This window comes from Acidocella aromatica (assembly GCF_014201825.1).
GTDB classification, from domain to species: Bacteria; Pseudomonadota; Alphaproteobacteria; order Acetobacterales; family Acetobacteraceae; genus Acidocella; species Acidocella aromatica.
Genome location: NZ_JACHFJ010000018.1, coordinates 23,359 through 39,737 on the forward strand (window position 1 = coordinate 23,359; position 16,379 = coordinate 39,737).

Consider the following 16,379-nt stretch of genomic DNA (forward strand, 5'->3'; position numbering starts at 1 on the left):
CTCCTTAATGCATCGCGGCGCCGCCATCGGCGCTGTAACATTGCCCGGTGATGAAGCTGGCCGCAGGGTTGGCCAGGAAGAGAATCACCGCCGCCACTTCCTCTGGCCTGCCGATGCGCCCCAGCAGGTTGCCGGTTTCCATCTTCTGCACCTCCGGTGTCATGGCGGCGTAGTTCAGCAGCGGCGTGTCGATGGGCCCAGGGGCCACGGCATTCACGCGGATATTCGGTGCCAGCTCGCGCGCCCAGGAGCGGGTGAGGCTGAGCATCGCGCCCTTGGTGGCGCAGTAGCCGGAAGCCCCGGCCCGGCCGAGATAAGCCAGCTCCGAGGCGATGTTGATGATGCTCCCGCCCTTGGCGATATGCGGCGCGGCGGCGGCGGCCACCAGCATCGGGCCGCGTATGTTGATGGCGAACATCCGGTCCAGCGCCGCGATGTCGAGCGCCGAAAGCGGCGCGTCGTATTCCACCCCGGCGCAGTTCACCACGGCGTCGAACCCGCCAAGCCGCGCGGCGGCGTCCCCGACCGCCGATTGCACCAGGGCCGGATTGGCGAGATCGACCGGCTGGAAGGGCACATCCTCGGGCGGGATGCTGATATCCAGCCCGATGACCCGCGCGCCCGCGGCCAGAAACGCCCGCGCCGTGGCAAGGCCAATGCCGCTGGCCGCCCCTGTGACGAGCACGCGCATGGGGGGAGGGAGGTCGTCGGGCAAGTTGTTGTCCTTCCTGTCGGGGATGAGACCGGCAGGTTAGGCGCAACCCATTGGCGGATTACATGCGATTGGTGGCATCATCACATGCTTTGTTTCGGAAGTGTTGTCCTTGGCCTAAGGCATGTTCAGGCTGGGCAGGCTGTAATTGTCGATCATGGAGACCGGCCGCAGCGAGAGCGCATTGCCCGCGCACACCGCCTCGGCCTGTCGCAGCTCTTCCGGCGTGACCGGTGCCTCGCGCAGTTTCCCGGCATCCAGCAAACAGGCGCGCCTGATTCCCGGCAGCGCGCCCTCGGCCACGGGCGGTGTCACCCATTCGCCACGCAGCCGCACGAACAGATTGGCGATGCTCGTCTCCGCCACGCGCCCGGCGCGGTTGAGCAGCAGCGCGTCGTCGGCCCCACGCTCGGCGGCTTCCATGCGCGCCAGCACGCCGGGCAGGTAGTTCAGGCTCTTGATGGCCGAGAGCGGCGAATCCTCATCCCGCCGGATGGCGCTGGTCACGAGCCGCAGCGGCCCGCCGGGCGGGGGCAGGGAGGCGGCGGTGAGCAGCAGGGTGGGAGCCGGGGCGCTCGGCGGAAGCAGGCCGCGTGGGCCGGGGCCGCGCGTCAGCGTCAGCCGCAGCGCCGCGTCCGTCAGTCTTTGAGCGGCCAGCAGATCATGCACCGCCACCGCCAACTCCTGGCGCGTCAGCGGCACGGGGATCCGCAGCAGCGCCGCCCCGGCGCAGAGCCGGGCATAATGCCGCGTCAGTTCCGGCACGGCCCCGGCATGGGCGGCCATGGTCTCGAACAGCCCGTCGCCGAGCAGAAAGCCCCGGTCAGCCGGGTCGATTCGCGCCTCGCTCGCCGGGCGCAGCGCGCCGTTGAGCCAGACCGTCATTGCCCCAGCGCCAGCAGCGGAGAGATTTTCACCATGGCCTCATCATACTCGGCCCCGGCTACGCTGTCCCAGGTAATCCCGCCGCCCGCCTGGGCGTAGAGCGTGCTCGCCGTGGCGGTGAGGGTGCGGATGATGATGGCGCTGTCCATCGCGCCGTCGAAGCCGATCCAGGCCAGCGCCCCGCAATAGGCTCCGCGCGGCCCGGCCTCCAGCTCGTCGATGATCTGCATCGCCCGCCGCTTGGGCGCGCCGGTGATGGAGCCGCCCGGCAGCGTGGCGGCCAACAGATCGAACGCATCCAGCCCTGGTTTCAGCCTGCCCGTAACGGCGGAGACGAGATGATGCGCCTGGGCATAGCTCTCCACCGCCCACAGCTCCGGCACCGCCACGGAGCCGGTGGCGCAGACCTGCCCGAGATCGTTGCGCAGCAGATCGGTGATCATCAGATTCTCCGCCCGCTCCTTGGGGCTGGCATGCAGGGCTGCGGCGGCGGTGGCGTCCTCGTCCGGGTCGTCGCTGCGCGCGGCGGTGCCCTTGATCGGCCGCGTCTCCACCTCGCCCTCGGCGGTCAGGCGCAGGAAGCGCTCGGGCGAGGCGCAGGCGAGGCCGGAGTCCTCGTGCTGCAGGCAGGCCGCGAACGGGGCGGGGCTCAGCCGCCGCAGCGCCAGATGCAAAGCGGGCAGTGAGAGACCGACCGGGCGCGGCGCGGTGAAGCGCGTGGTCAGATTGGCCTGATAGATATCCCCGGCCACGATGTAATCGCGTAGCCGCTCATGCGCGGCGTGATACGCCTCGCGGCTCATCTCCGGGGCCCAATCCAGTCGGGGCACGGGCGGCAGCTCCGGCACGCGCCGCAGTGCCTCCACGATGCCCGGCAACTCCGCCTCGGGGCCCAGATAAACCAGCCGCCGCGCCACCGGGTCGAACCCCAGCAGCGTGTCGTAAAGCCCGAACCAGCCGCCCGGCAGGCCGGGGAGAGGCGAAAACCGGCTCTCCACCCCGGCTTCCTCGCGGGCGAGGTCGTAGCCGATCCACCCCACCGCCCCGCCCGCGAAGGGAAAGGGCCAGCCCTCGGGGCGTTCAGGGGCGGGGTATCTGGCCATCCAGCGCCGCAGCGTGGCGTAGGGATCAGCCCCCAGCCGCAGCGTGGCGCGCGGGGTGAGGCAGAGATAGCTGACGCAAGCGCGGGGATCGCCGCTGGCGGCGCTGTCCAGAAAGGCGAGACCGGGTGTTTCGGCGAAGGCGGCGAAGGCGGCTTCGGGGGGAAGGTAGGGAAGTTCAGCGGCAATCACCCGCTCAGTTTGCGGGCAATTCCGCCCCCCGGCAACCCGGCCCGGCAACGCTGAGGATGGTTTGGGCCATCTCATCCCAGCCGAGCGGTGGGATTGTGGCGGCGGCGGGCTGGGCGAGGCTCCGGCTCAACGCCAGCAGCCCCTGGGCGATGGCCGGGGCGTTCGGTGCGCAGAGAATCGCCCCCGGCTGGCCGCCAAGCTGCTCGGGCAGGCCGCCCACACTTGTGGCCAGCACGCGCCGCCCCGCCGCCAGGGCCAGCGCCGCGACGCCGGATTGGCTGGCCTCCCGGTAAGGCAGCACCAGCGCATCGGCCCAGGCGAGCAGGCCGGGGAGTTCGCCCTCCGCGAACCAGCGCCGCTCCACGGCAACGCCCGGCATTGCCGTGAGGCGCTCCAGCGCCGGGGTATTCGGCCCGTCCCCGCAGACGCGCAGCTCGAAGGGCCGGTTGTTTCCCAGGAACTCCAGCGCATTGGCCAGCAGATCCAGCCCCTTATAGGGCAGCAGCCGGCCGAAATAGAGAATCCGTGGCCGGGCAGTTGGCCGCGCGGCGGGCACGTCGGCGGCGAGGTCCAGCGGCGGGTGCCAGAGCTTGGTCAGGGTCTGGCCCTTGGTGCCAAAGCCCTGGCCGCGCAGCGCCTGCTCCACATGGCTGCTGAGGCAGAACAGATGTTTCGCGCCGCGCAGCAGCCGGGCTTGGTCCAGCACGCGGAAGCTGAGCGCATCGCCAGGATGCGGCGCGGCGTCATGCACGATCACGCCGTAACCGATGCCCAGCGTGTTCAGCGCCGTGATCATGCGGGCATCGAGCAGTGCGGGCATGGCGCAGAGGGCGAAATCGGGGGCGAGGCGGCGCAGATGTGCCTCGGTGCGGGCGCGCAGAAAGGGCGAGGCCAGGCGCTGGACGATATAGCCGAGCCGGGTCTCATAGGTCGGCTCGCGCCAGTCGCAGCGCGGGGCGTTGGGGGCGGCCAGAATTTCCGCACCGGCGGCGAGCGAGAGCGGTGTATTCAGCGCCGCCGCCAGCCGTGCCGCGAAGATCGGCCCCGCGCCGCGCCGCCCCCAATGCCAGACGAGCGTTCTCATCCGATGCCATTGGCGGTAAGCGCCGCGTCCAGTGCCTCCCGCCCCAAAGCCTGGATGGCGCGGCGCTGCCCGGCGGCGCCCATTTCCGCGCGCAATGTGGAATCCGCGAACAACCGCATCAGCCATGTGGCCGCGTCTTCCACATCCGGCTCCGCCCATTCCGCACCGGGGATGGCATACACGCCGCGCTCATCGCGCACGGGAACTAGCCGGTAGCGCACCAGCGCGCTGCTCTCCGGGGCCATGAAGTCCAGATTGCCGGAATACCCCGTGGCCACTACCGGCACGCCGAGCAGCGCCGCCGTGGCGGGGATCAGCCCGAAGCCCTCGGAGCGGTGCAGGGAAAGTACCACGTCGCTGGCCGCGATCAGCCCGCGCAGCTCCGGCTCGCTCAGCGTCTCCGTCATCACCTGGATGTTCGGCGTATCGCCCACGGCGGCGCGGATGGCGGCGAGATCCTCCTGGTAATGCGCGATACCGGTGAGCTTGAGCACCAGCAGTGCATCCGGGCTTGCCCCGAACGCGGCCTTGAACGCGGCGATGGTGCCGAACGGGTTCTTGCGCGCGCAGCTGGAGGCGAGGTTGAACGCGCTGAGCACGATAAAGCGGTCCGTGGGCAACCCGAAGCTGGCGCGGTCTCCGGCCGCGCTGAGTGGCAGCTCGGTGGCCAGCGGAAAGGGCACGGCACGCACCCGCCCCGGCGCAATCGCCTCGAACGCCTCCGCCGCGAACCGGCTGGGTGCCCAGATCTCATGCACGAACCGCGCCCCCACGGCCCATTCACCTGGTACCTTGGCGAGTTCCCAGGCCCACACGCCGATCACCTGCCGCCCGCGCAGCATGTTACGCGGCCGCAGCCGGGCGAGGCCAACCGGCAGCACGGGGCCATTGACCACGGCGATGACCGCCGCCTCCGGCGCCAGCGTGCCGGCAAAGGCGGGCACCACGCTGGGCAGGCCAAGCGGCATGGTGCCGCGCAGCAGCCCCCGCGCGTCCAGGGCTCGGGCCAGGATGCGCCCGCTCTCGGCTATGCCGTTTTTACCGTCGATATCCCCAGCGATCACCGCGCCATCGCTGCGCGCCGGGGGCGGGGCGGGGGGAACCGCAATCCGCGCGGCCACGCGGGTCATCGCCGCACGCCGCGTTCCGCGCGGCAGCAGCCGCCATGCCCGGTGGGCGAGGCTCAGCATGCATGGCCCAGCAGGCGCAACGTGGCGGCGGCACTCTCACGCCAGCTCACGGGGAGGAAATTCTCCCGGATTTCAGCTCGCCATGCCGCCAGTCCCGCCGGATTCTCCAGGACGTCCCGCACGGTGCGCAGCGCGTCGTGCAGATCATCCGGATCGAAATACCGGGCCAGCGCGCCCCCCGCTTCCGGCAGGGAGGTGGCATTGGCGGCCAAGCATGGCGCGCCATGGGCGAGGCTCTCGGTCACCGGCAGGCCCCAGCCCTCGAACAGCGAGGGATAGAGGGTGAACAGGCAATCCTCGTACATGGCGGCGAGTTCACCATCGCTGGGCGCCTCGATCAGCCGGATCTTGCCCCCCAGCCAGTCGGCGTTCTCCAGCTGCTGTATCAGATCCGCCACCAGCCAGCCCACCCGCCCGGCAAAGACGAGCGTAGGCACCTGCTCACGCGGCATGCTGGCTAGCAGCTCCCGCCAGATGCGGAAGGCCAGGGCATGGTTCTTGCGCGCCTCGATGGTGGAGACGAACAGCACGAAGCTCCCCGCTTGCGGCAGGCGCTCCGTGCGCAAGGGGGCCGGCGGCTGGCCGAAGCCGGTGCCGAGCGGGATCGGCGCGATGCGGCTTTTCAGCGTCATGCCTGTTTCGGCGGCGTAGGCTGCGGCGTCTTCGGCGGTGGTGCGGGAGATGGCGAGCACTTGGTCCGCCAGCGGCACCACGCTGCCGAACCAGGCGGTGAAGGCGAGGGTCACGCTGCGGTCGCACCATTCCGGGCGGCGCAGGGGCACGATGTCGTACAGCAACAGGCCGAAGTTTAAGCCCTGGCGGGCGCAGGTGGTGCGCACCAGCGCGGCGTAATCCTCCACATTCCAGGGCGAGCCGAGGCTGAGCAGCCAGTCGCCGGGCGCGGTCTGGGCCTCGAAATCATGCGCGGCTTCCTGCCGTGGCGGGGCGAGGCGGGTCTTGCCTGGGCGGAGGCAGGCGCGTGCGGCATCGCGTAGCGAGCGCAGCGCCGCGCGCTGCTGGGCGTTGAACTGGCGCAGCGGAATCGCGGCCTCGGGTGGCAGCGTGCCGACCAGCCTGCGCCCCAAGCGCCGGATCAGCCCTGGCGCGCGCGGCGTGGCGGCATGGCGGGGCGGGGCGGGTACGGCAGGTTTTGAAAGATTGCTGAACAGGGCTTCGATTTCAGAAAAGTCAATGCACGAGAAGCCGGCGCCGGATGCCGTATGACGGACGAAGCGCACATCCTGGGGCGCCAGTTCCACCAAGGCGTGCTGCAGCTCGAAGGCGAGGCGCTGGATACCGCTCGGGCGGTTGGCATGCGCGGCATATTGGAAGAGATCCTCCACGTCGATCCAGATGCGCATCTCTATCCCTCCTCGTGCCGCACGCGAGCGCGCCAGTCATTCAGCACGTCGGCCAGTGTTTGCGCCCAGGGGATGGCCGGCCTCCAGCCCAGCAGCGCCCGCGCCCGGGCGGCATCGCCAATGGCGCGGGGAATGTCGGAGGGCCGCAGCCGCGCCGGGTCCTCCTCCACATGCACCTCCACTTTGGCCAACGCCAGCAGCGTGGCCAGCACATCGCCAATGCGGCGCGGTGTGCCGGAGGCGATGTTGAGGATCGTATCCCCTGGCAACTCCTCCGCGTGGGCGATGGCCAGCGCATAGGCGCGGGCGACATCGCGGACATCGAGGAAATCCCGCTCCGGGTTCAGCGCCCCGACCTTGATCACCGGCGGGGCCAGCCCGGTCTCGATGCGCGCAATCTGCCGGGCGAAGGCGGGCACCACGAAATCGGGGCTCTGGCCCGGCCCGGTATGGTTGAACGGGCGCAGCCGCAGCACGGAAAGCCCTTCCGCCGCCATCGCCCCCAGGGCCAGATCGGCGGCGGCCTTGGTCGCGCCATAGGTGTTCAGCGGGGCGGGCGGGGCCTGCTCGTCCAGCGCCATGCCGGCGCGGAAGCTGGCGCCGTAAATATCGGCGGAGGAGATGAACACCATCCGGCAATGCGGGGCGAGGTCACGAATCGCCTCCGCGACGTTCAGCGTGCCGTGCAGGTTCACCGCCCAGGCGCGGTCCGGCTCCGCCCGAGCCACCCCAATGGCGGCGATGGCCGCCAGATGCAGGCAGCATCCGGGCTGGCTGTTCCCGATCATCGCGCGCAACTCATCGCGGTTGGTGATGTCGGCTTCCGAGCGGATGATCTCGGCTCCGGTGGCGGTGAGGGCAGCGCAGACATGCCGGCCCACGAAACCGCCAGCCCCCGTGACCAGCACCGGACCAGACATTCTAGCGGCCCATCTTGGCGCGGTGGCGGGCTAGGTCCGCCTCCACCATCTCGGCGATCATCTCCTCCAGCGAGGTCTCAGGCTGCCAGCCCAGCACGGTTCTGGCCTTGGCGGCGTCGCCATGCAGCACGTCCACCTCAGCCGGGCGGAGAAATTGCTGCTTGGTCACGACGTGATCCTCGTAATTCAGCCCCACATACGCGAAGGCGATGCGGCAGAACTCGCGGATGCTCGTCGTGCGGCCCGTGGCGACGACGTAATCATCCGGCTTCTCCTGCTGCAGCATCAGCCACATGGCGCGCACGTAGTCGCGCGCATGGCCCCAATCGCGCTTGGCCTCCAGATTTCCGAGTGGCAGTTCCTTCGCCAGCCCGAGCTTGATGCGCGCCACCCCGTCCGTCACCTTGCGGGTGACGAACTCAATGCCCCGTAGCGGGCTCTCATGGTTGAACAGTATCCCCGAGGAGGCGTGCATGCCGAAACTCTCGCGGTAGTTCACGGTCATCCAATGCGCGTAGAGCTTGGCCGCGGCGTAGGGCGAGCGGGGGTAGAAAGGGGTCTTCTCGTTCTGCACCGGCTGCTGGATTAGCCCGAACATCTCGGAGGACGATGCCTGATACACCCGCGCCGTGAGGCCGGTGATCCGTACCGCCTCCAGCAGGTTCACCGCCCCCATGCCCGTCACCTCGCCGGTGAGCAGCGGCTGGTTCCACGAGGCGGCGACAAAACTCTGCGCCGCGAGGTTATACACCTCGTCCGGCTTCGCCTGCTGGATCACCCGGATGATGCTGGAGATATCGATGAGATTTCCATCCATCAGCTCCACGTCGTCAAGGATGCCAAGCCAGCGCATGCGCTCGCCCACAATGTCTGACGAAGCCGAGCGGCGCAGCAGCCCGACCACGCGGTAGCCCTTGCCCAGCAAAAGCTGCGCGAGATAGGCGCCATCTTGTCCCGTTATGCCGGTGATCAGGCAGGTTTTCATGAGGTTACCTTGGTTTCGTGCCGGCGTGGCTTTTCATGGCTTCGGTTGACGCAACCTAACATGGTGTCAATGCCTAATGCCAGCGTCAAGGGCGCTCTGGCCTTGCCGGCGCCGCCCGGTGCATAAGGGCTCGTGGATATGCAAACATCTTCCCCCTTCCGTGCCGCCGTGATCGGCGGTGGCCCCGCCGGGCTGATGGCCGCCGAGGTAATGGCCGAAGCCGGGCTGGCGGTCACGCTGTTCGAGCGCATGCCGAGCCTCGCGCGCAAATTCCTCATCGCCGGGCGCGGTGGCTTGAACATCACCCATGCCGAGCCTTTGGAGGCGTTCCTCGCCCGGTATGGCACGGCGGCGGAGTGGCTGGCGCCGTACCTGCGTGAATTTCCTCCCGAGGCCGTGCGCGATTGGTGCCAGGGGCTGGGGCAATCCACCTTCGTTGGCAGCTCGGGGCGGGTGTTCCCCGAGGTGATGAAGGCGAGCCCTCTGCTGCGTGCCTGGATCCGGCGGCTGGAGGGGCTGGGGGTGAAATTCGTCACCCGCGCCGAGTGGGCGGGCTGGGACGAGCGGGGCCATCTGCGCTTTGCCGACGGCACGAGCTTCGCCACCGATGCCGTGGTGCTGGCGCTGGGCGGCGCCTCCTGGCCGCGCCTGGGCAGCACCGGCGGCTGGACCGCGCTGCTGCCCGATATCGAGATCGCCCCGCTGCGCCCGGCCAATTGCGGCTTCCGGCTCGGCTGGTCCGGGCATTTCTCGGCCAAATTCGGGGGCACGCCGCTCAAGCGCATCGCCCTCACCTGCGGCGGGATGACGGTGCCGGGTGAGCTGATGATCACCAAGGACGGGATCGAGGGTGGTGCGATCTACGCTGTCTCCGCCCTGGCGCGGGAGATGATCGCGCGCGACGGCGCCGCCACGTTGCAGATCGACCTGCGCCCGGATGTGAGCCGGGAGGCGCTTGCCGCGAAGCTGGCGGGCGGGGGCAGTGAGTCGCTCTCCACCCGGCTGCGCAAGCAGGCTGGGCTGTCTCCCGTGGCCATCGGGCTGGTGCAGGAAGCCCGCCATGCCGGGTCGGCCGCCCCGCTCGTGGACCTCATCAAATCCCTGCCGTTGCGTCTGCTGGCCCCGGCCGGCTTGGCGCGGGCGATCTCCACGGCGGGTGGCATCAGCTTGGCCGAGCTGGATAAGCACCTGATGCTGCGCCGTCATCCCGGTGTGTTCGTGGCGGGCGAGATGCTGGACTGGGAGGCGCCGACCGGCGGTTATCTGCTGCAAGCCTGTCTGGCCCTGGGGCGCGCGGCGGGGCGGGGCGTGCTCAGCTGGAAAGATTCGCGACCAGGAAATCGGTAAAGGCCCGCAGCTTCGCGGTAAGGTGCCGCCCGGGCGGGTACACCATGCGGAAGATGATCTGCGTTGTCGCATAATCTGGCAGCACCCGCGCCATCCGGCCATCCCGCAGCGCCTGCGCCACCAGAAAATCCGGTTGCAGCGCGATGCCCTGCCCGCCCAGAGCGGCGTGCAATTGCACCGTGGCGCTGTTGGTGCGCAGATTGCCGCCCACTTTTATGGCATGCGCCACGCCATCGGCGCCGGTGAAGCTCCAGGGCGCGCCGAGCGGCGCATTGGCCACCACAAGGCAGTTATGCCCGGCCAGATCCTCGGGCGTTGCCGGTGCGCCGTGCCGGGCCAGATACTCCGGCGCGGCGCAGAGCACGGTGCCGGTGTTCGACAGCGTGCGGGTGATATAGCTCGATTCCGGCAGCTGGTTCATGGTCACCGCCATGTCGAAACCTTCTTCCACCACGTCCACATAGCGGTCGGTCAGGATCAGCTCGACGGTCACCTTCGGGTAGGCGGCGGAGAAGGCGGGCAGCAGCGGGGCGATTAGCGCCGTGCCGAACGCCAGCGGCGTGCTCACCCGCAACACGCCGGTAGGGGTGTTCTGCAACTCGCCGGTGATATTCTCCAGCGCTTCGAGCTGGGCCAGCAGGTCGGCGCATTGCTCGTAATAGATGCCGCCGATCTCGGTCAGCCCGACATGGCGCGTGGTGCGGTTGAGCAGGCGCACGCCGAGCGCCTCCTCCAGCTCGCGCACATGCTTGCTGATGATGGTGGGCGAGAGCCGCAACGCCCGGGCCGCCTTGGTGAAGCTCCCCGTTTCCGCCACCTTCGCAAAGGCGGTCATTTTCGCCAGACGATCCATACGCCCCCGCAGATTATGAACTGTTTATTCAAGGTGAAAGTAAAAATATCCTGATTGTCAATTTGTTCGGAACCGGTCATAGTTCAAACGAAGGCGATACGTTCCACCTTAAAAGGGGCGGGGCTAAAATCGTCGTCCAGGGAAAATAATTCATATAGGGAAGGATCATCACATGCGTTTTCGTGCCTCCGCTGCTGTTCTGGCGGTCACATCTATGCTCGGCCTTGTCCAGCCTGCCGTCGCCTCCGGCCTGATTTCCACCTCCAACGCCGTGATGGTGTCGCTCAAGGAAATCGAAAGCCAGGGCCAGCTGGCCAAGGATCTCGCTGCCGGGGGGTATACCCATATTCTCCTGTCCAGCGTTGCCGCCACGCGTGAGAACCCGCACCCCGAGCTGAACCCCAGCCTGGTGAACCAGCCTAACGAGCCTGCCCGGACCGGCTGGAACGGCACGGCGGTGAAGGACGGCGAGACCTACCAGATTTACGTTTCCTACGACCGTTAATTAGCTCCGGGCCCGGTTTTCCGGGCACTTAAACAAAACCCCTGTCATTGGGCTCAAGGCCCGGGCAGGGGTTTTTTGCTGTCCGCTGTCCTGCGGATTATGAACTATTTGTTCATAGAGAAAGAAAAAATCATCGGATTATCAATTTTTCCAGGTGGGTCCATATCCTGGGTCGAAGACGGTGAGTGCCGCCTTGAAGTTGGACCTCAAAAAACACCGTTACGAAAGATTATTCCGATGCGTTTCTTCGCTTCTTCCGCTGTTCTGGCGACTGCTACCCTGCTTGGCCTTGCCCAGCCCGCCGCCGCCTTTAGCCTGTTTTCCTCGGTTGCCTCGGTGCAGGTGCCGGTTTCCGGCGTCGAGAGTCAGGCCAAGCTCGCGGCTCAGCTCCAGTCTCAGGGCTATAGCAACGTGGAGTTGGCCAGCGTCGCCCCGACCCGCGAGAACCCGCACCCCGAGCTGAACCCCAGCCTGGTGAACGACCCCGCCTCCCCGGTGCGCACGGGCTGGAACGGCGTTGCACAGAAGGATGGTGAGACCGTCCAAGTCTACGTTACCCGCTCTTAACCGCGCCAGCGCGCGTCTCCTGGGCCGTTTGATGCGGCCCGGATACTTCCAGAAGTGAACCAAACCCCTGTCCTCGGGCTCAAGCCTGAGGCGGGGGTTTTGTTGTGTCCGCTCCCGCGAATTATGAACTTCCAGTTCAAAGTAAAAGAAAGAATTAAACGATTATCAACACTCGGGCTGGGACCCATATGGCGGCCCGAAGACGGTGAGTGCCGCCTTGAAATTTGGACCTTTAAGTCGCCGTTACGAGAGATTATCCCCATGCGTTTCCATCGCGTTTCCTTCGCCCTTCTGGCCTCCGCCGCATTCGCCCTGGCCCAGCCGGCCGCCGCCTCGGGCCTGTTTTCCAAGGTCGCCATCGCGCAGGTGCAGATTGCGGGCGTTGAGAGCCAAGCCCAGCTTGCAGCACAGCTCAATGCCCAGGGCTATGACCATGTCACCCTGACCCCGATCTACCCGACGCTGGAAAACCCGCACCCCGAGCTGAACCCTGGCCCGACCAACGACCCCAATGCCCCGGTGCATGCCGGTTGGAATGGCGTCGCCCGCAAGGGGGGGCAGATCGTCCAAGTTTACGCCACCCGGTCGTAAGCCTCCCGCGGGGCCGCGTCAGTGATGTGGCCCGCCATGCCATCCGCTCCAGTCAAAGCCATAGATGAAGGTGACAGGCGGGTAGAGATACCCGTAGCCTGGATAATAGGCATAGGCTGGAGGGTAGAGCTGGTACGGATAGTAATAGCCCGCCATTTCACCCGGATAGCCATAGGCGCCCGCGGGCGGCAGTTCCGGCACCTTGTTGCCCTTGGCCGCCATGCATTGGGCGTAGGTGGTATTGTAATGCCATTGCAGCTCGCCGGCTGACGCCTGCGCGTTCGCGGCCCCCTGGGTAGCGCCCACGGCCAAGCCGGTCCCGGCACCGATGGCCGCCCCCGCCCCAGGATTGCCCGCGGCGGCGCCGATCAACGCTCCGGCCGCGGCGCCAACCGCCGTACCCGTTACCGCGGCGGCCGTGCCGTTCTGATTCGCCACCTGCGATGCCGCCGAAGATGCATAGCCGATGCTCTGCGCGGCATAGGCGCGGCAATTGTAATCGTCCTGCTGGAATTGTGTGTAGGTTTTATCGGCACCCGGCAGTACCATGATGCTGGGGCCTCTGGGCGGAGCCACGGCGCAGCCGCTTAGCAGCAGCGCAGCTGTCGCGGCACCAAAGGCGAGATGCTGTTTATTCATGAAAAAATCCCCTTTTGGACAGGGCTTTCAACCACCAACCACGCTATCGGTCCCGGCGCGGCAACACATTGATTTCAGTCAAAAGCCCACCGCACCGGATCGTCTAGCATCGCCTCTCATGCGCTATTTTGCCGGACTCGCCTTGTTGGTCTTTGCCCTGATGCTGGCCGGTTGCGCCGCGGCTCCGCCGCGCTTGGCCACGGCCCCGCCGCCGCCCGATTACAGCGCGCAGATCGCCATGTTGCGGGCGGAAATGGCGCGGGATGTGCCGGACAATCCACCGCGCAGCCTTGCCGATGACGACGCCTGGATCGCCCGCACCCAGGCCATGTTCGCCGCCTCGCCCTACAAACCAGATACACCACAGCTCGTTCTCGCCGTGGACCGCAACCCGGCGGTGCAACAGTTGCGGGTGATCTTCGCCGACCCCACCGGGCCGTGGCAGGTTATCGGCGGCGGCAAGGTCTCCACTGGGCGGGCCGGGCGCTACGGCTTCTTCATCACCCCGGCTGGCGTGTTCCCGCACACCACCGCCATCCTCGATTACCGGGCCGAGGGCACATATAACGAGAACCATATTCGCGGCCTGGGCATAAAGGGCCGCCGCGTGTGGGATTTCGGCTGGCAGATGGCCGTGAAGGGCTGGCAGACGGATGGCGGGACCAATGAGATCCGCCTGCAGCTCCACGCCACCGACCCGGACGTGCTGGAGCCCCGCCTTGGCCGGCCGGATTCCAAGGGTTGCGTGCGCGTTTCCGCCGGGATGAACGTGTTCCTCGACCGCCACGCCGTGCTGGATGCCGATTATCTGCGCCACAAGGATGAAGATCCGGCCATCGCCGCATTGTTGCCGGTGGATGCGGATCCGTTCCCCTATGCCGGGACTTATCTGGTAATCTTCGACTCCTCGGAGCCGTTGCCATGAACAACACAGGATTGGACACCGAAATTGCACGTCTCGTCTGGTCCCAACGCTACCGCCATGGCGGTAGCGCCGAGCCGGACATCACCGCTACGTGGCGCCGTATCGCCAACGCTCTGGCGCAGGCCGAACCCTCGGGGCGGGATGAGTGGGCGGCGCGGTTCTACCGGGTGCTGGAGGGGTTCCACTTCCTCCCCGGCGGACGGGTAATCGCCGGGGCGGGCACGCCGCGCCGGGTTACGCTGCTCAATTGCTTTGTCATGGGCGGCATCGAGGACTCTATCCCCGGCATCTTCCGCGCCTTGCAGGAAGGGGCGGTGACCATGCAGGAAGGCGGCGGGGTGGGGTATGATTTCTCCACCCTGCGCCCGCGCGGCCTGCCCGCCAGTATCGCGGGCAATATCGCCTCTGGCCCGGTCTCCTTCATGGCGGTGTGGGATGCGATGTGCGCCACCATCCAGTCCACCGGCGCGCGGCGCGGGGCGATGATGGCGACCTTGCGCTGCGACCACCCGGATATCGAAGCCTTTATCGCCGCCAAGAGCCAGCCCGGCGTGCTGACCCATTTCAATCTCTCGGTGCTAGTGACGGACGCCTTCATGCGCGCCGCCGCCGAGGGCGCGCCCTGGCGGCTCATTTTTCCCGCCACCCCACCGCATCGCATGACGCGCGAGGTGAACGCGGCGGAGCTGTGGGACAGACTGATGCGCGCCAGCTTCGCTAGCGCCGAGCCGGGGGTGCTGTTCATTGACCAGATCAACCGCATGAACAACCTGCACTATTGCGAGCGGATCAGCGCTGTGAACCCGTGCGGCGAGGTGCCGCTGCCCCATTATGGCGGCTGCGATCTCGGCTCGCTCAACCTCACCGCCTTTATCAGCGCGCCGTTCTCCCCTTCGGCGCGGCTGGATATGGAGGCACTGCTAGCTGCCGTGCCCATCGCCGTGCGCATCCTGGATAACGTGCTGGATGTCTCGCATTTCCCGCTGCCCGCCCAGGCGCAGGAGGTGCGGGCCAAGCGGCGCGTGGGACTCGGCATCACCGGGCTGGCGGACGCGCTTATCATGCTCGGGCTGGACTACGGGAGCGAGGCCGCGCGGCACTGGGCAAGCGGGGTGATGCGCGAAATCTGCCACGCGGCCTATCGTGCCTCCACGGCGCTGGCGGCGGAGAAGGGGGCGTTCCTGGCCTTCTCGCGTGATGCCTATCTGGCCGGGCCGTTCATCCGCGCACTGCCCGATGATGTGCGCGACGCCATCGCCACGCACGGCATCCGCAACAGCCATCTGCTGGCCATCGCCCCCACGGGCACGATCAGCCTGCTCGCGGGCAATGTCTCCTCCGGCATTGAGCCGGTTTTCGCCGCCGAGGCCGACCGCATGATCCTCGACGCCTTTGGCGCGCAGCAGCATGTGACGGTGATGGACCATGCCGTGCGGCTCTGGCGGCAGGAGCAAGGCGGGAGGCTGCCGCCTGCCTTCGTTGATGCCGGGGCGCTGCCGGTGCAGGCGCATCTGGGCATGCAGGCGGCGCTGCAGGCGCATGTGGACCAGTCTATAGCCAAGACCATCAACCTGCCCGCCACCTGCGGCTTCGCCGATTTCGCCGATACCTTCCGCGCCGCCCATGCGCTGGGGCTGAAAGGCTGTACCGTGTTCCGCCCGCAAGCTGCCGCCGGGGTGCTCAGCGCGCGGGCGTGAAAGCCGCGTATTTGGGGCATTGCCTGATGCAAAAATATTCGTATATATGAATATATGAATATTGATCCTTCAGTCATGCACAAGGCGGCCGGTCAGGCCGGAGAGTTGCTGAAATCCCTGGCCAATCCGCACCGGCTGATGATCCTCTGCCAGCTTCTGGAAGGTGAGCGCCCGGTCGGCGAGCTGGCCGCGTTCCTGGATCTGCGCAGCTCCACCGTCTCCCAGCATCTGGCTTTGCTGCGCCGGGATGGGCTGGTCACCGCCCGGCGCGAGGCGCAGACGATCTATTACGATATCGCCAGCCATCCTGCCCGGCGGATCCTGGAAGTTTTGTTCGAGCTGTTCTGCGCGCCCGAGGTTTTATGCCAAGCCGTGCCAGTTCCCGCCAATGACGACTGAAAAAGGAAATATGAATGCTGTTCTTCACCGGTAAGAAGACCGATCTGCGTGAGTTCACGCCCCAGGAGTTGGAAGCGGCTCTGGCCAAGGGCGAGGTGATTCTGGTGGATGTGCGCGAGCATGCCGAGCATGAAGCTGCCAGGATCGAGGGCGCGGTCTGCTACCCGCTCTCCACCTTCGACCCCGACACACTGCCGGAGGGCGATGTCGTCCTGCATTGCGGCGTGGGCAAGCGCTCGGCCATGGCGGCGGAGCGCTGCACGAAAGCCGGTGTGAAGATCGCCGGGCATTTGGCCGGGGGCATCAATGCCTGGGCCCAGGCGGGCATGCCCGTTGACGTGCTCCCCTGGAATGTGACCGTTTTTGTGTAGAGTCTGTTCCTGGGGGATAGACCGATGAAGGGCAGCCGATTTTCTGAAGAGCAGAT

General features: G+C 67.2%; 18 protein-coding genes. 8 read left to right on the forward strand and 10 right to left on the reverse strand.

From position 1 onward, the window contains the following. Positions 1-4 precede the first annotated feature (4 nt). The 8 genes from HNP71_RS13525 to gmd form a co-directional block, all read right to left on the reverse strand. Positions 5-715 carry an SDR family NAD(P)-dependent oxidoreductase gene (locus HNP71_RS13525; RefSeq protein ID WP_246344229.1) on the reverse strand — a complete coding sequence of 237 codons (711 nt, stop codon included), beginning with the start codon at positions 713-715 and terminating at the stop codon, positions 5-7. A gap of 114 nt (positions 716-829) precedes the next feature. Next, complete coding sequence (locus HNP71_RS13530) at positions 830-1,597, reverse strand: aminotransferase class IV (RefSeq protein WP_183267477.1); 768 nt, start codon at positions 1,595-1,597, stop codon at positions 830-832. Beyond that, the gene (locus HNP71_RS13535) at positions 1,594-2,889 is read right to left on the reverse strand and encodes an anthranilate synthase component I family protein (RefSeq protein ID WP_343062427.1); all 1,296 of its coding nucleotides are present in this window, start codon (positions 2,887-2,889) and stop codon (positions 1,594-1,596) included. Before HNP71_RS13535 ends, HNP71_RS13530 begins: the two co-directional genes overlap by 4 nt. 4 nt (positions 2,890-2,893) lie before the next feature. Further along, positions 2,894-3,973, reverse strand: coding sequence for a glycosyltransferase (locus HNP71_RS13540; RefSeq protein ID WP_183267479.1), 1,080 nt, complete (start codon positions 3,971-3,973; stop codon positions 2,894-2,896). After that, positions 3,970-5,163, reverse strand: a complete 1,194-nt coding sequence (locus HNP71_RS13545; protein WP_183267480.1) for a glycosyltransferase — start codon at positions 5,161-5,163, stop codon at positions 3,970-3,972. Before HNP71_RS13545 ends, HNP71_RS13540 begins: the two co-directional genes overlap by 4 nt. After that, entirely contained in the window at positions 5,157-6,524 is a 1,368-nt protein-coding gene (locus tag HNP71_RS13550; protein WP_183267481.1) for a glycosyltransferase, read from the reverse strand. The genes HNP71_RS13545 and HNP71_RS13550 overlap by 7 nt, the downstream gene beginning before the upstream one ends. A gap of 2 nt (positions 6,525-6,526) precedes the next feature. Beyond that, positions 6,527-7,444: a GDP-mannose 4,6-dehydratase gene (locus HNP71_RS13555; protein WP_183267482.1), complete on the reverse strand. Its 918-nt coding sequence runs from the start codon at positions 7,442-7,444 to the stop codon at positions 6,527-6,529. A 1-nt stretch (position 7,445) separates the two neighbouring features. Next, positions 7,446-8,429 (reverse strand): GDP-mannose 4,6-dehydratase, encoded by a 984-nt coding sequence (gene gmd / locus HNP71_RS13560; RefSeq protein WP_183267483.1) that lies wholly within the window; start codon positions 8,427-8,429, stop codon positions 7,446-7,448. 138 nt (positions 8,430-8,567) lie between these two features. Here gmd and HNP71_RS13565 point away from each other — a divergent pair, with 138 nt between their 5' ends. Beyond that, on the forward strand, positions 8,568-9,776 hold the full coding sequence (locus HNP71_RS13565; RefSeq protein WP_183267484.1) for a BaiN/RdsA family NAD(P)/FAD-dependent oxidoreductase: 1,209 nt from the start codon (positions 8,568-8,570) through the stop codon (positions 9,774-9,776). On the opposite strand, the gene HNP71_RS13570 is transcribed toward HNP71_RS13565, so the two are convergent. Next, positions 9,742-10,611, reverse strand: coding sequence for a LysR family transcriptional regulator (locus HNP71_RS13570; RefSeq protein ID WP_183267485.1), 870 nt, complete (start codon positions 10,609-10,611; stop codon positions 9,742-9,744). The genes HNP71_RS13565 and HNP71_RS13570 overlap by 35 nt on opposite strands. 190 nt (positions 10,612-10,801) lie before the next feature. Here HNP71_RS13570 and HNP71_RS13575 point away from each other — a divergent pair, with 190 nt between their 5' ends. The 3 genes from HNP71_RS13575 to HNP71_RS13585 all read left to right on the forward strand — a co-directional run bounded on the left by HNP71_RS13575 (position 10,802) and on the right by HNP71_RS13585 (position 12,292). Further along, the gene (locus HNP71_RS13575; RefSeq protein ID WP_183267486.1) at positions 10,802-11,134 is read left to right on the forward strand and encodes a hypothetical protein; all 333 of its coding nucleotides are present in this window, start codon (positions 10,802-10,804) and stop codon (positions 11,132-11,134) included. A 237-nt stretch (positions 11,135-11,371) separates the two neighbouring features. After that, complete coding sequence (locus HNP71_RS13580) at positions 11,372-11,701, forward strand: hypothetical protein (protein ID WP_183267487.1); 330 nt, start codon at positions 11,372-11,374, stop codon at positions 11,699-11,701. Between the two features lie 261 nt (positions 11,702-11,962). Then, on the forward strand, positions 11,963-12,292 hold the full coding sequence (locus tag HNP71_RS13585) for a hypothetical protein (protein WP_183267488.1): 330 nt from the start codon (positions 11,963-11,965) through the stop codon (positions 12,290-12,292). Between the two features lie 18 nt (positions 12,293-12,310). Here the strand turns inward: HNP71_RS13585 and HNP71_RS13590 are convergent, their stop codons facing one another. Then, entirely contained in the window at positions 12,311-12,931 is a 621-nt protein-coding gene (locus HNP71_RS13590) for a glycine zipper family protein (protein ID WP_183267489.1), read from the reverse strand. A 118-nt stretch (positions 12,932-13,049) separates the two neighbouring features. Here HNP71_RS13590 and HNP71_RS13595 point away from each other — a divergent pair, with 118 nt between their 5' ends. The 4 genes from HNP71_RS13595 (at position 13,050) to HNP71_RS13610 (ending at position 16,323) form a co-directional block, all read left to right on the forward strand. Then, positions 13,050-13,856 carry a L,D-transpeptidase gene (locus HNP71_RS13595; RefSeq protein WP_183267490.1) on the forward strand — a complete coding sequence of 269 codons (807 nt, stop codon included), beginning with the start codon at positions 13,050-13,052 and terminating at the stop codon, positions 13,854-13,856. Beyond that, positions 13,853-15,553: an adenosylcobalamin-dependent ribonucleoside-diphosphate reductase gene (locus HNP71_RS13600; protein WP_183267491.1), complete on the forward strand. Its 1,701-nt coding sequence runs from the start codon at positions 13,853-13,855 to the stop codon at positions 15,551-15,553. The genes HNP71_RS13595 and HNP71_RS13600 overlap by 4 nt, the downstream gene beginning before the upstream one ends. A gap of 75 nt (positions 15,554-15,628) precedes the next feature. Then, on the forward strand, positions 15,629-15,952 hold the full coding sequence (locus tag HNP71_RS13605) for an ArsR/SmtB family transcription factor (RefSeq protein WP_183267492.1): 324 nt from the start codon (positions 15,629-15,631) through the stop codon (positions 15,950-15,952). Between the two features lie 14 nt (positions 15,953-15,966). Beyond that, positions 15,967-16,323 carry a rhodanese-like domain-containing protein gene (locus HNP71_RS13610; protein WP_183267493.1) on the forward strand — a complete coding sequence of 119 codons (357 nt, stop codon included), beginning with the start codon at positions 15,967-15,969 and terminating at the stop codon, positions 16,321-16,323. The last annotated feature ends 56 nt before the right edge of the window (positions 16,324-16,379 follow it).